The organism is Streptomyces callyspongiae (assembly GCF_047200695.1).
Classification (GTDB): domain Bacteria; phylum Actinomycetota; class Actinomycetes; order Streptomycetales; family Streptomycetaceae; genus Streptomyces.
On the sequence record NZ_JBJZOM010000001.1, the window covers coordinates 169,120 to 181,969 of the forward strand.

The 12,850-nt window shown below is 74.5% G+C and carries 12 protein-coding genes; 3 read left to right on the top strand and 9 right to left on the bottom strand.

Translation table 11 applies throughout. The annotated features are described in order from the left end of the window. Positions 1 to 184: 184 nt before the first annotated feature. The gene (locus tag ACL06G_RS00845; protein ID WP_412784763.1) at positions 185 to 1,885 is read left to right on the top strand and encodes a protein kinase domain-containing protein; all 1,701 of its coding nucleotides are present in this window, start codon (positions 185 to 187) and stop codon (positions 1,883 to 1,885) included. Between the two features lie 60 nt (positions 1,886 to 1,945). On the opposite strand, the gene ACL06G_RS00850 is transcribed toward ACL06G_RS00845, so the two are convergent. The 9 genes from ACL06G_RS00850 to pdhA form a co-directional block, all read right to left on the bottom strand. Continuing rightward, positions 1,946 to 2,506: a bacterial proteasome activator family protein gene (locus ACL06G_RS00850; RefSeq protein ID WP_412784762.1), complete on the bottom strand. Its 561-nt coding sequence runs from the start codon at positions 2,504 to 2,506 to the stop codon at positions 1,946 to 1,948. A gap of 41 nt (positions 2,507 to 2,547) precedes the next feature. Next, positions 2,548 to 3,117: a hypothetical protein gene (locus ACL06G_RS00855; RefSeq protein WP_412784761.1), complete on the bottom strand. Its 570-nt coding sequence runs from the start codon at positions 3,115 to 3,117 to the stop codon at positions 2,548 to 2,550. A gap of 133 nt (positions 3,118 to 3,250) precedes the next feature. Further along, a complete protein-coding gene (locus ACL06G_RS00860) occupies positions 3,251 to 4,228 on the bottom strand; it encodes an NAD(P)H-quinone oxidoreductase (RefSeq protein ID WP_412784760.1) in 978 nt (325 codons plus the stop codon). Between the two features lie 80 nt (positions 4,229 to 4,308). After that, entirely contained in the window at positions 4,309 to 5,370 is a 1,062-nt protein-coding gene (locus tag ACL06G_RS00865) for a potassium channel family protein (protein ID WP_412784906.1), read from the bottom strand. Beyond that, complete coding sequence (locus ACL06G_RS00870; protein WP_412835175.1) at positions 5,364 to 7,157, bottom strand: molybdopterin molybdotransferase MoeA; 1,794 nt, start codon at positions 7,155 to 7,157, stop codon at positions 5,364 to 5,366. The genes ACL06G_RS00865 and ACL06G_RS00870 overlap by 7 nt, the downstream gene beginning before the upstream one ends. Continuing rightward, positions 7,154 to 8,041, bottom strand: a complete 888-nt coding sequence (locus ACL06G_RS00875) for an NTP transferase domain-containing protein (protein WP_412835176.1) — start codon at positions 8,039 to 8,041, stop codon at positions 7,154 to 7,156. The genes ACL06G_RS00870 and ACL06G_RS00875 overlap by 4 nt, the downstream gene beginning before the upstream one ends. A gap of 2 nt (positions 8,042 to 8,043) precedes the next feature. Next, complete coding sequence (locus ACL06G_RS00880; RefSeq protein WP_412835177.1) at positions 8,044 to 9,561, bottom strand: dihydrolipoamide acetyltransferase family protein; 1,518 nt, start codon at positions 9,559 to 9,561, stop codon at positions 8,044 to 8,046. Beyond that, on the bottom strand, positions 9,561 to 10,622 hold the full coding sequence (locus tag ACL06G_RS00885; RefSeq protein ID WP_412784758.1) for an alpha-ketoacid dehydrogenase subunit beta: 1,062 nt from the start codon (positions 10,620 to 10,622) through the stop codon (positions 9,561 to 9,563). The genes ACL06G_RS00880 and ACL06G_RS00885 overlap by 1 nt, the downstream gene beginning before the upstream one ends. Then, positions 10,622 to 11,779 (bottom strand): pyruvate dehydrogenase (acetyl-transferring) E1 component subunit alpha, encoded by a 1,158-nt coding sequence (pdhA, locus tag ACL06G_RS00890; RefSeq protein WP_412784757.1) that lies wholly within the window; start codon positions 11,777 to 11,779, stop codon positions 10,622 to 10,624. The genes ACL06G_RS00885 and pdhA overlap by 1 nt, the downstream gene beginning before the upstream one ends. Positions 11,780 to 11,967: 188 nt before the next feature. Between pdhA and ACL06G_RS00895 the strand changes: the two genes are divergently transcribed. Both ACL06G_RS00895 and ACL06G_RS00900 read left to right on the top strand, forming a co-directional pair. Beyond that, complete coding sequence (locus ACL06G_RS00895; protein ID WP_412835178.1) at positions 11,968 to 12,489, top strand: Lrp/AsnC family transcriptional regulator; 522 nt, start codon at positions 11,968 to 11,970, stop codon at positions 12,487 to 12,489. Between the two features lie 36 nt (positions 12,490 to 12,525). Then, positions 12,526 to 12,834 carry an SCO4225 family membrane protein gene (locus tag ACL06G_RS00900; protein WP_412784755.1) on the top strand — a complete coding sequence of 103 codons (309 nt, stop codon included), beginning with the start codon at positions 12,526 to 12,528 and terminating at the stop codon, positions 12,832 to 12,834. The last annotated feature ends 16 nt before the right edge of the window (positions 12,835 to 12,850 follow it).

The following is a 12,850-nucleotide window of genomic DNA, read 5'->3' on the forward strand; positions in this document are numbered from 1 at the left end:
CGGCCATGTCCCGGCATGGTGCCGACCGGATGCGCATCGGGTCACGGAACGGGCAACACCCTTGACGTGAAGGGGCCCTTGGGCAGACTGACCCGGGAGCAGGTCACGGCACGGCGGAGGTCCGCGGGGCATCCGGTCGCAGGGACGTCCACACGGCGCAGCGCCGCCAAGGGGGAGCAGGCAGATGAGCGACGACGGCGCGCAGTCGGCCCAGTACGTCGGCCGAGCGGTCGGCAACGGACGGTTCCAGCTGCAGAGCCTGCTCGGCGAGGGCGGCATGGCCTCCGTCTACCTCGCCTACGACTCGGTGCTGGACCGGCAGGTCGCGGTCAAGACCCTCCACACCGATCTGGGGCGGGAGCAGTCCTTCCGCGAGCGGTTCCGCCGCGAGGCGCAGTCCGTCGCCAAGCTGACGCACACCAACATCGTCTCGGTCTTCGACTCCGGTGAGGACGAGATCGACGGGGCGCCCGTTCCGTACATCGTCATGGAGTACGTCGAGGGCAAGCCGCTGCGCACGGTCCTGGACGAGGACATCGCACAGTTCGGGGCGATGCCCGCCGACAAGGCCCTGAAGATCACCGGTGACGTGCTGGCGGCCCTGGAGGTCAGCCACGAACTGGGCCTGGTGCACCGCGACATCAAGCCCGGAAACGTGATGGTCACCAAACGCGGTGTGGTCAAGGTCATGGACTTCGGCATCGCGCGGGCCATGCAGTCCGGTGTGACGTCGATGACGCAGACCGGCATGGTCGTCGGTACTCCGCAGTACCTCTCCCCGGAGCAGGCGCTGGGACGCGGCGTGGACGCCCGCTCGGACCTGTACTCGGTGGGCATCCTGCTCTTCGAACTGCTCACCGGCCGGCTGCCGTTCGACGCGGACTCGCCGCTGGCGATCGCGTACGCGCACGTGCAGGAGGAGGCGGTGGCACCGTCCACCGTCAACCGTGCGGTGTCCCCGGCCGTGGACGCGCTGGTGGCCCGGACGCTCAGGAAGAACCCCGACGACCGGTTCCCGAGCGCCGAGGCGATGCACGAGGAGTGCGACCGGCTCCGCAACTCCGGCACCTCCGGTGGTGCCGCACCCGTCATCGTGGGCAACGGGCCCGCCCCGAGTGGAGCGGGGGTCGGACAGGCCGTCTTCCCGCCGGTCGGGGACGGCAGCACCCCGCCGCCGCCCCCGGGCTCGGCGCAGCCGCCCTTCGCCGGCCAGTACGCGGCCGGTTACGGCCCCTCCACCCCGCCGCCCACCGGCCCCATGGGGCAGCCCGGCTTCAGCACCCCGGCACCGGCGCCGTACGCGCAGCAGGGCGCGAACACTCCCCCGCCGTACGGGATGGGCCGCCCCGGCGGGCCGCCGGTGCAGAGCCGGGGCGGCAAGAGCAGCAACGGGGTCGTCATCGGTTCGACGATCGCCGCGGTGGTCGTGGTCGTCGTGATCGTCATCGCGGTGAGCCTGATCAACGGCGGCAGCAAGAGCGATCCGGAGGCCCGGGGGACCACGTCGGCTCCCTCTCCCGTCCAGTCACGGGAATCCGGCACCGGCGGCGGAGGCGGCGAGCCCACGCAGGACGGCTCGGACGTCGACGGTTTCAAGCCGGAGGACACTTCGCGGACCGTCGAGGCCACGGAGTGCACGGAAGCACGGGACAGCTATACCGACGAGGACAAGCTGAACATGCCGGGCCTCACGTTCAACACCTTCGACTCCGTCAAGGAGTGCCTCGACAAGGCGGGCTGGGAGCTCGGCAAGGTGACGTACGAGGACGAGAACGTCTGGGGGAAGAACATGGTCCTGGACCAGAGCCCCAACGAGTACGACGCGTTCGACCCGGACAGCGACGACATCGACCTCACCGTCTCGACGGGCATGCCGAAGGACTGACGCACCACACGCGGGGCCGGGCACGCGTGTGGTGCCCGGCCCCGCGTGTGGTCGGGTACGTCAGAGGTACGGGCCGCCGGAGCGGCCGGCTCCCGGGTCGGCGAGGTCCTCCTCCGGCATCGCGCCGGGCGGCAGTGCACGGCGCATCTGCTCCAACTGCGACCGCGCCGCCATCTGCTGGGCGAACAGTGCCGTCTGGATGCCGTGGAAGAGGCCCTCCAGCCAGCCGACGAGCTGGGCCTGCGCGATGCGCAACTCGGCCTCGCTGGGGACGGCGTCCTCGGTGAAGGGCAGCGAGAGCCGCTCCAGTTCCTCGATCAGTTCGGGGGCGAGGCCGTCCTCGAGCTCCTTCACCGATCCGGCGTGGATCTCCCGGAGCCTCACCCGGCTCGCCTCGTCGAGCGGGGCGGCCTTCACCTCCTCCAGCAGCTGCTTGATCATGCTGCCGATCCGCATGACCTTCGCGGGCTGCTCGACCATCTCCGTGACCGGGACCTCAGCCTGCTCGTCGGACTCCCCGTCGCCTCCCTTGGGAGAGGCACTGCCGAGAGCCATGCCGTCCGGGCCGACCACCAGGACGTGCGGGCTCTCCTGCGACCGTTCATTGCTCGGCTGTGTCATATCCCCATTCTGCACGCCGGCCGTCGGTCGCCGCGGCGGGATCAGCCCCGACGCATGCGGAGCGCCAGGAACGCCAGCCCGAGCCCCAACGAGGCGAATCCGGCACCCAGCGACAGCACGGGCACGACGGGCCCGGCCGAGGCCCGTGCACCGGCCGGTGCGGCCCCTTCGTCGTGGAGCGCGGCCCGTCCTCCGCCCTCCGCCGGCTCGCTCGGTTCCGTGCCGGTCCGCTCCGTGCCGGTCCGCTCCGTGCCGTCGCGGGTGGCGTCCCGCGGCGCGACGGGCGCGGGACTCCAGGGCTGCACCGCGCCGGCCGGCTCGGCCACACCCGCCTCCGGGACGGCTTCCGCGTCCGGTTCCCGTGCCGGGCCCCGATCCGGCTGCGGGGCGGGCGTACGACGGGCCTCCCACCCGTCGTCGTCACCCTCCGCGCCAGGGAAGGAACCGGCGGTGCTCCCGGGGTGCGGCACCCCGGTGCACGGAACGGGCGCGGGCACCGCGCGCGGGCCTGGTGCGGCCGCCGCGACGTCCGCACCCGGGAGCAGCACGAGGAGCGCACAGCCGAGCAGCGGGACCCCCGCCAGGCCGAGAGACGTGTGGCCGGACCGCATGCTGCCTCCCTCACACCCGTCTGACTTCCCCGAGTGACCAGCGTCACACGGACAACCGGGGTCGGCATCTCGGTGACTGCCCGTCAGACCGCCGGAGCCCCGGCGGGCCCGCGCCCCGGAGCCCCGGCCCGGCTCACACGGTGAGGACGACCTTGCCGACGTGGCTGCTCTCCTCCAGCACCCGGTGGGCGCGCGCGGCCTCGGCCATCGGCACCGTACGGTCCAGCACGGGACGCACCCGGCCGTCGTCGAGCAGCGGCCACACGTGCTCGCGGACGGCGGCGACGATCGCCGCCTTCTCGGACGCGGGACGGCCGCGCAGCGAGGTCGCCGTGACGGCACCGCGCTTCGCGAGCAGTGCCGCGAGGTTCAGCTCGCCCTTCACCCCGCCCTGCAGGCCGATGATCGCCAGGCGGCCGTTGGGCGCGAGCACCCGGACGTTGGAGCCCAGGTACTTCGCTCCGACGATGTCGAGGACGACGTCGGCCCCGTGGCCGTCCGTCGCGTTCCGCAGCTCCTCGACGAAATCCTGCTCGCGGTAGTTCACCAGGATGTCCGCGCCCAGCTCCGCGCAGCGCTCGAGTTTGGCGCGGCTCCCGGCGGTGACCGCGACGCGCGCCCCCACCGCCTTCGCCAGCTGGACGGCCATGGTGCCGATACCGCTGGCACCCCCGTGCACGAGCAGGGTCTCGCCCGGGCGCAGGTGCGCCACCATGAAGACGTTCGACCAGACGGTGCAGGTCACCTCGGGCAGCGCCGCGGCACTCACCGCGTCGAGTCCCCGCGGCACCGGAAGGAGTTGGCCGGAGGGCACCACGACCTTCTCGGCGTATCCGCCGCCCGCCAGCAGGGCGCACACGGCGTCGCCCACCGCCCAGCCCGATACGCCGGGCCCCACGGCGGCGATCCGCCCGGAGCACTCCAGGCCCGGGTAGGGCGACTCCCCGGCCGGCGGATCGTAGAGCCCCTGACGCTGCAGCAGGTCGGCCCGGTTGACGCCGGCCGCCGCCACCTCGACCAGGACCTCGCCCTCGCCCGGCTCGGGGTCGGGTACCTCGCTCCACACCAGCGCCTCGGGGCCGCCCGGTTCGGGAATCGTGATCGCATGCATGGCCCCGACGCTACAGCCGTCGCCGGGCCCGGCCGGGGCGAGGCGTTCCGGCCGGGCCGGTCGTGGACGGCAGCGGGCCGCTACTCGTGGTTCTGCTGTGCGGCGAGCGAGCGGTGGATGACGACCACCCGGTCCGTCAGCTGGAGGCTGGCGGCCTCCGGATCGTCGTAGCCGAGCAGCCGGTGCCCGCGCACGACGCTGACGACGAGGTCCTCGCACTCGCGCGGCGAGCGGCCCGCCTCCTTCTTGGTGACGGGACGCTCGTTGAGGCTGAGCCCGCTGCCCTGCTGGATGAGGTCCTCCATCACCGAGCTGGCGTTGGGGCTGAGCATGGACAGCCCCAGCAGGCGCCCCGCGGCACTCGCGCTGGTGATCACCGCGTCGGCTCCGGACTGCCGCAGCAGCGGTGCGTTCTCCTCCTCCCGCACCGCGGCCACGATCCGCAACCGCCGGTTCAGCTGGCGGGCCGTCAGGGTCACCAGGACGGCGGTGTCGTCGCGCTGCGGGGCCACCACGATCTGCTTGGCCCGGCGCACTTCCGCGCGGGCGAGCACGTCGCTGCGGGTGGCGTCGCCGACCACGCCCGCGAACCCCTCCTCGGTGGCGATCTTGATGATGTGGTGCGCCGAGTCGATGAGCACGATGCGTTCGCGGCCCATCCCGGTGGACAGCAGGGTCTCGACGGCCGACCGGCCCTTGGTGCCGAAGCCGACGACGACGGTGTGGTCGCGCAAGTGGGTCCTCCAGCGCTTCTGGCGCCACTGTTCGCGGGTGCGCTCGGTGAGCACCTCCAATGTGGTGCCCACGAGGATGATGAGGAAGGTGATGCGGAGGGGCGTGATGATCAGGACGTTGACGATGCGGGCGCCGTCGCTGACCGGCGCGATGTCGCCGTATCCGGTCGTGGAGAGCGTGACCGTCGTGTAGTAGACGGCGTCGAGGAAGGTGACCGTGCCGTCCGCGGCGTCGGAGTAGCCGTCCCGGTCCAGGTAGACGATGAGCACGGTGGCCCACAGCACCGCGAGCGCCGCGAGCAGGCGGCGGCCCACCTGCCGCAGCGGGCCTATGGTCGAGCGCGGCAGCAGCACCGGCCGTTCCGCGGGATCCCGCGGGGCCTTCGCGAGGGTGACGGCCTTCACCAGGGCAACTCCAGCAGACGTACGGACGTGCCCGCGGCGGCGCCACCGGGCGGAACGGCAGCGAGCGCGCAGGCCGCCGCCACGCCCCGCAGCATGGCAGGTCCCCGCCAACGCAGCGGCGTCGCCCCCGCCCCGTCGGCACTGCGCACGACGGGCACCAGGCGGGTGTCACGAGGGTGGCCCGCGACCGCCGCGGTCAGCGTGGCCCGTACCGGTTCCGGCTCGGGCAGCCCGGCACGGGTCCGCAACAGGGGTTCGGCCAGCGTGAGGAGACCGGAGACCGCGGCCAGCGGGTTGCCGGGCAGCCCGACGACGTGCCGGCCCGTCTGCCCGCCGGAGAGTGCGGCCAGCAGCATCGGGTGCCCGGGCCGCACCTCCACCCCGTCGACGAGCAGCTCGGCGTCGAGGCGCCGCAGCGTCGGCCTGAGGTGGTCCACCGGGCCGTGGGCGGTGCCGCCGGTCGTGACGACCAGGTCGGCGGTCGAGGTGGTGAGCGCCTCGTGCAGCGCCTCCGCGTCGTCCCCGATCCGCCGGGTCGCGAGCACCTCGGCGCCGAGCGCGGCCAACCAGGGGCCGACCATCGGTCCCAGCGCGTCCCGGATACGGCCCTCGGACGGCAGGCCCGCGGGCAGCAGTTCGTCGCCGAGGACCAGCACCTCGGCGCGCGGCCGCGGCGTGACGGTCAGCCGGTCGTACCCGGCCGCGGCCGCCAGGCCGAGCACGGGCGGGGTGACCGGCGTGCCGGCCGGCAGCAGGCGGTCCCCGGCCTGGCACTCCTGACCGCGCGGGCGGACATCGGTGCCGCCTTCCGTTCCGGGGGCCTCCGAGGCCCGGCGCAGCCTCCCGCCGTGCGGCACGGCGTACTCGCTGCGGAGGACCGCGGTCGCCCCCACCGGCATCCGGGCGCCGGTGGCGATGCGCACGGCACAACCGTCGGGAAGGGGCGCCGGGTCCGCGGCCCCGGCGAGCACCCCCGGGTCGTGCGGCGGACCGACCGTCTCCCACGGGCCGGGACCGGCGACGGCCCAGCCGTCCATGGCGGCCGTGTCGAAGGACGGCAGGTCTGCGAGCGCCTCGACCGGAGCGGCGAGCACCCCGCCCGCCGCCCGGTCCAGCGGCACGGAGACGGCCGGTGCGGCACCGGCCGCCCGGGCGGCGGCGCGGCGCGCGCCGTCCCAGGTCGCGTGGCCGGGCGGCGGCGCGGCCGGCCGCTGCGCGCCGGGCGCCTGCCGCTCCGCCGGGGGCGCGGGTGCCGGCGCAGCGCGCGTGCGGTCCTGCCCGGGCACGACGGCGGGCGACGCGTCCTGCGGGGCAGCCCTCCCGCCGGAACCGGGAGGGTGCTCCTCCTCGGCGGTCCGGGAGGCCGCGGGGGTGCGGTGCCGCTCGGGCGGCACCCAGGGCGCGGCGAGGTCGTCGAGCGGGTCCGCACCGCCGTTCTGCTCCCGGCGCGTGTCGAGCGGCCCGGCGCCGTCCTGTTCCGGTGCCCGGGGAGGCGGTGGCTCGCCGTCCGGCCCGTCCGGGTGTGCCCGACCGGTCAGCCACCCGGGGAGCAGGCCGTCGTCCGCGGCCTCCCCGTCCGGTACGGCGGCAGTCCCCCCGTCCGCCTCCTCGTCCGCCTCCTCGTCCGCGGGCGAGGTCGGCGAGGTCGGCGAGGGCGGCACGGCGGGCGCGGCCCCGTCGCGCGCAGGGCAGTGGGCGCAGGCGCCGGCCCGCGGGCTGCCGTCCCGTTCCCCGTTGGCGAGGTGGAGCGCGGCGTCGAGTTCGTCCGGCGGGCCGTTCCGGCCGCTCATTCGGTGTCCGTTCCCTGCTCCGCTTCCCACCGCCGGGCCAGCTCCACCGCCTTGCGTGCGGCCTCCGACACCGCCTCCGGCGAGGCGTCGCCGCGGGCCGCGGCCGCGTAGCCGACCAGGAACGTGGTCAGCGGGGCGGCCGGGCGCGCCACCTGGTGGGCGGCGTCCCGCGCGAGATCGAGCAGGGCGACCGTGTCGACGTCGAGTTCGATACCGAGTTCCGCCTTGAGCGCGGCGGTCCATTCGTCCAGCACGGTGCCATGGTCCCTGATCCGGGACCGTGCACCGGCCAGGTCGTCCCAGGTGTCGCAGTCCAGCGCGTCGGCGGAGGTCACGCGGCGCAGCCGCAGTCCGGGCAGCAGCAGTCGCACCGGCAGGTGGGCCAGCGTGCCGTGCTCGGCGTACAGCAGTGCCAGTTCGCGGCGCAGCGGCTCGGCGGCGTAGACCGCCAGCAGCGGCTGGTCGCGGCCGTCGTGGACCACGGCTCCGTCGCAGTCCTCCGCCTCGGCCGCTGCCGACAGCGCCCGGACGGTCGCCCGCCGCACGAAGGGCAGGTCGGCGGAGGCGACCAGCACCCGGCCCCGCCCGACCTGCTCCAGCCCCGCGGCGAGCGCCGCGAGCGGCCCGCCTCCGCGCGGCGACTCCAGCGCCCACGACACCGGCCGGTACGTGGGCCGCCGCGGCCCGACCACGACGGTCCGCCCCGCCTCCCCGCAGGCGGACAGCACCCGGTCCAGGAGCGTGCGCGCACCGACCGTGAGCCCCGGCTTGTCGGCACCTCCCAGGCGCCGTGCGCGGCCCCCGGCGAGGACGAGCGCGTCGAAACGGCCGTCGCCCGCCCCGGAACGCTGCGGGGCGGGCGACGGCGGAGGCGGTTGAGGCACGGTCAGAGCGTACGCAGCAGCACCGCCGGCTGCTCCACGCAGTCCGCGACGTACCGGAGGAATCCGCCGGCCGTCCCGCCGTCGCACACCCGGTGGTCGAAGGTGAAGGACAGCTGGACCACCTTGCGCACGGCCAGTTCGCCGTCGACCGCCCACGGCTTGTCGACGATGCGGCCGACGCCGAGCATCGCCGCTTCCGGGTGGTTGATGATCGGCGTGGACCCGTCGACGCCGAACACGCCGTAGTTGTTGAGGGTGAACGTGCCGCCCGTCAGCTCGGCCGGGGCGAGGGTCCCGGCCCGTGCCGATTCCGTGAGGCGGGACATCTCGCGGGACAGCCCCTCGGCGCCGAGGGTGTGGGCGTCCCGCACCACGGGCACGACCAGGCCGCGGTCGGTCTGCGCGGCGAACCCGAGGTGCACGGCCGGCAGGTGCACGACCTCGCGTGCCTCCAGGTCGACCGTGGAGTTCAGCTCCGGGTACCGGGCGAGGGCCGCCGTCGTGATGCGGCCCAGGAGCGCCAGCAGGGAGATCTTCGGCGCCCCTGCGGCGTTCATGGCGCGCCGCGCGGCGAGCAGCTCCGTCGCGTCGGCGTCCACCCACGCCGTGGCCTCGGGGATCTCCCGGCGGCTGCGGGACATCTTCTCGGCGACGGCGCCGCGCAGGCCCCGCAGCGGCACGCGTGACGCGGCGGGTGCCGCCGGGACGGGGGCCGCAGGGCCTCCCTCCCAGGTCTCCTCGCCGACGGCGCCCGGTTCGCGCTCGGGCATGCGGCCGACGACGCGCTCGACGTCACCGCGCAGGATGAGGCCGTCCGGACCGGATCCGGTGACATCCCGCAGGTCGATGCCGTTCTCGCGTGCCAGGCGGCGGACGAGCGGCGAGATGACGGCCACTGTGGCGCGCGGGCGCGGCGGGCCGTCCGTGCCGGCGGCGGGACGGTCCGCACGGTCGTGACGGGGCCCCGCGGCGACACCGCGTTCGTGACCGCGCACCGCCGCCCCGGCACCGCTCTCGCCCTGCGGTCCCACACCCTGCGGGCGGGAGCCGCCGGTGGCCTCGCCGCCGACGCCCCGGAGACCGTTGCCCGCGGTGGGGGCGGGCGCCGCGGGCGCGCCCACGCCGCCCCGCAGCCGACGGCGGCGACGCGCCGTCGGCGCCTGCGTGCCGTAGCCGACGAGCACGTTCCCGGAGCCCTCGTCCTCGGCGCCGCCCTCGGCCTGTTCGGCCGCGGCGCCTCCCGCCGGTGCGGCCGTGGCCTCCTGTGCGGAGGTGGCGCCGACGGCGACGGTGACGAGCGGGGCGCCGACGGGCACCTCGTCGCCCTCGGCCCCGAAGCGGGCGGTGACGACACCGCCATAGGGGCAGGGGACCTCGACCATGGCCTTGGCCGTCTCCACCTCGACCACGGGCTGATCGACGGCGACGACCTCGCCGACGCCGACCATCCACGCGGTGATGGTCGCCTCGGTGAGCCCCTCACCGAGGTCGGGCAGTGCGAACTCGCGGACTTCCGCCATCACCGACCGCCTTCCACCCAGTCGCTCTCCCACTGCAGCCGGGCGACGGCGTCCAGGACGCGGTCCACCCCCGGCAGGTGGTGCTTCTCCAGCATGGGCGGCGGGTAGGGGATGTCGAATCCCGCGACCCGCAGCACCGGTGCCTCAAGGTAGTGGAAGCAGCGCTCGCCGACCCGTGCGGCGATCTCGCTGCCGGGGCCGGCGAAGCCCTGCGCCTCGTGCACGACCACCGCCCGGCCGGTGCGCCGTACCGAGTCCACCACGGTCTGCTCGTCGAACGGCACCAGCGAGCGCAGGTCGACGACCTCCAGGTCCCAGCCCTCCTCGCGCGCCGCCTCGGCGGCCTCCATGCACACCGGCACCGAGGGGCCGTAGGTGATCAGCGTCGCGGAGGTGCCGGCGCGGCGCACCACGGCCTCGCCGATCCCGGGCACCTGCTCGGGCGCCTCGGGGTTCCAGTCCGCCTTGCCCCAGTAGAGCCGCTTCGGCTCCATGAACACGACCGGGTCGTCGGAGGCGATGGCCGCCCGGAGCAGCCCGTAGGCGTCGGCGACCGTGGCGGGGGTGACGACGTGCAGTCCGGGAGTGGCGACGTAGTAGGCCTCGGAGGAGTCGCTGTGGTGCTCGACGCCGCCGATGCCGCCGCCGTAGGGCACGCGGATCGTGAGGGGCATCGGCAACCGGCCCCGGGTGCGGTTGCGCATCTTCGCGACGTGCGAGGCGAGCTGCTCGAAGGACGGGTAGGCGAACGCGTCGAACTGCATCTCCACGACCGGTCGCAGCCCGTACATCGCCATGCCCACGGCGGTGCCGAGGATGCCGGCCTCGGCCAGCGGGGTGTCGGTGCAGCGGTCCTCGCCGAACTGCTGCGTCAGGCCGTCGGTGACGCGGAAGACGCCGCCGAGCGTGCCGACGTCCTCACCCATCACGTGGACGGCGGGGTCCTCGGCCAGGGCGTCGCGCATCGCGCGGTTGAGGGCCTGGGCCATGGTGGCCGGCTTGCGGGCCGGCTGTGCGGCTGCGCCGCCCCGGCTCTCGGTCGTCGTCCCGGTGCCTGCCATCACGCGTTCCCCTCGGTGGTCGCTGCGTCCTCGGCCTCCGCGTCCAGTTCCGCCCGCAGCCGGGCGGCCTGCTCCCGCAGCTGCGAGGTCTTCTCCGCGTACACCTCGGCGAAGAGGTCCATGGGGTTCAGCTCGGGGTCGGCGTTCATGCGGTCGCGGATCCCGGCGGCCATCGTCTCGGCTCCCTCCGCGACGTCCTGCGCGGTCGCGTCGTCCAGCAGCCCGCGGTCGCGCAGTTCGCGCTCCAGCAGGCGGACGGGGTCGTGGTCGCGCCAGGTGTCGACCTCGCCGTCCGTGCGGTAGCGGGTGGCGTCGTCGGCGTTGGTGTGGGCCTCCATGCGGTAGGTGACGGCCTCGACCAGGGTCGGTCCGCCACCGCCGCGGGCCCGCTCCACCGCCTCGCCGAGCACGGCGTGCACGGCGACCGCGTCGTTGCCGTCGACCAGCCGGCCCGGCATGCCGTAGCCGACCGCCTTGTGGGCGAGGGAGGGCGCGGCGGTCTGCTTGGCGAGCGGAACGGAGATCGCGAAGCCGTTGTTCTGCACCAGGAAGACCACCGGGGCGTTCCAGACCGCGGCGAAGTTGAGCGCCTCGTGGAAGTCGCCCTCGCTGGTGCCGCCGTCGCCGACCATGGCCAGCGCGACCACGTCGTCGCCCTTGAGCCGGGCGGCGTGGGCCAGGCCCACGGCGTGCGGGAGCTGGGTGGCCAGCGGTGTGGACAGCGGGGCGACGCGTGCCTCGCGTGGGTCCCAGCCGCTGTGCCAGTCGCCGCGCAGCAGCGTCAGCACCTCGACCGGGTCCAGGCCGCGGGCCACGGCGGCCAGCGTGTCCCGGTAGCTGGGGAACAGCCAGTCCTGCTCCCGCAGCGCCATGGCGGCACCGACCTCGCAGGCCTCCTGGCCGGTGGAGGAGGGGTAGACGGCCAGACGGCCCTGCCGGGTCAGCGCGGTGGCCTGCTCGTTGTAGCGGCGCCCGTGCACGAGCGCGCGGTGCAGCCGGAACAGCACGTCCCGGCCGGGTGCCTTCTCCAGATCGGCGTCGGTGCCCAGCAGCCGGTACGGCTCGGCGTCGGGCAGCAGGGGTGCGGGATCCACCCGCGGACGCCATGCGGGCGGCGGAGAGAGTCGGTAGGAACCGGGCTGCTCCACGACCGTCATGGTGGGCACCTCCTCAGGGGGTGATGATCGAGCAGTGGCCGAAAAACGGCAGGACGCGTGACACGCCTCACCTACCGATTGTTCGGTCGCGCACACACTTTGGCTACGGGTGGGCCGACCCTGTGGACAAACTGTCGAGTAGGGCGTTCGATGACGGCAGGATGTCCACGGAGGGGAGGGAAACGCCCGTGCCCGAAGAACAAATGGTCGAGAGCAACGGCGAACACCGGCCGCCTGTGCGACCCCTCGACGCGGTCGACCGGGACATCCTGCGCCTGCTCCGTGCCGACGGGCGGGCCTCGGTGCGCTCGGTCGCGGAACAGGTGCACGTCTCCCGCGCCAACGCGTACGCGCGGATCAACCGGCTGCTCGAGGACGGCGTGATCCGCGGCTTCAGCGCCCGCGTGGACCAGGAACGGGCGGGGCACGGAACCTCGGCCTACATCACGCTCAAGATCGTCCAGGACTCGTGGCGCTCGGTGAGGAAACGGCTGGAGGAGCTGCCGGGAGCCGCACACATGGCTCTGGTCGGCGGCGACTTCGACGTCCTCCTCCTGGTGCACACCACCGACAACCGGTCGCTGCGGGACCTCGTCCTGACCCGCATCCAGGCCATTCCCGAAGTCCTCAGCACCCGCACGCTGCTGGTGTTCGAGGAGACCGACCTCGATCCGGACGCCGGGGCCCGCGGCGGCACCGGGGACGGGTGAGGTTTCGCGGCCCGCGCCTCGGACACAAGCATGGACATGACCACCGGCCGTTCCACCGCCCCACCCGCACGCCGCCCCCTCGCCACAGCGACGGGAAACCGCGCGTCGCGCCTCTACCTGCTGGTGGTCCTGACCCTGCTGATCTGGGCAGCCGTGGACGCCTCACTGGTGCACCAGCAGGACGCCTCGTTCGCGGCGATCTTCCCCGTGCTGGCCACCGCCCCGCTGGGATTCGCCGTCGCGCTGCTCCCGGACTCCTCACCCCTCGGCTCCTGCATGGTCGTCGCGTGCGCGGCCCTCGTGAACGCCTGGCTGATCGGCCTGGTGGCACAACGCCGCCGATGACTCCGGGCGGACGTAC

Bases quoted from the DNA above. Each gene is read 5' to 3' on its own strand.
- ACL06G_RS00855 (WP_412784761.1), bottom strand. From the start codon at position 3,117: ATGCGGTCCGGCCACACGTCTCTCGGCCTGGCGGGGGTCCCGCTGCTC.
- ACL06G_RS00880 (WP_412835177.1), bottom strand. From the start codon at position 9,561: ATGGCGGAAGTCCGCGAGTTCGCACTGCCCGACCTCGGTGAGGGGCTC.
- pdhA (WP_412784757.1), bottom strand. From the start codon at position 11,779: ATGACGGTCGTGGAGCAGCCCGGTTCCTACCGACTCTCTCCGCCGCCC.
- ACL06G_RS00850 (WP_412784762.1), bottom strand. From the start codon at position 2,506: ATGACACAGCCGAGCAATGAACGGTCGCAGGAGAGCCCGCACGTCCTG.
- ACL06G_RS00900 (WP_412784755.1), top strand. From the start codon at position 12,526: ATGACCACCGGCCGTTCCACCGCCCCACCCGCACGCCGCCCCCTCGCC.
- ACL06G_RS00845 (WP_412784763.1), top strand. From the start codon at position 185: ATGAGCGACGACGGCGCGCAGTCGGCCCAGTACGTCGGCCGAGCGGTC.
- ACL06G_RS00860 (WP_412784760.1), bottom strand. From the start codon at position 4,228: ATGCATGCGATCACGATTCCCGAACCGGGCGGCCCCGAGGCGCTGGTG.
- ACL06G_RS00870 (WP_412835175.1), bottom strand. From the start codon at position 7,157: ATGAGCGGCCGGAACGGCCCGCCGGACGAACTCGACGCCGCGCTCCAC.
- ACL06G_RS00885 (WP_412784758.1), bottom strand. From the start codon at position 10,622: ATGGCAGGCACCGGGACGACGACCGAGAGCCGGGGCGGCGCAGCCGCA.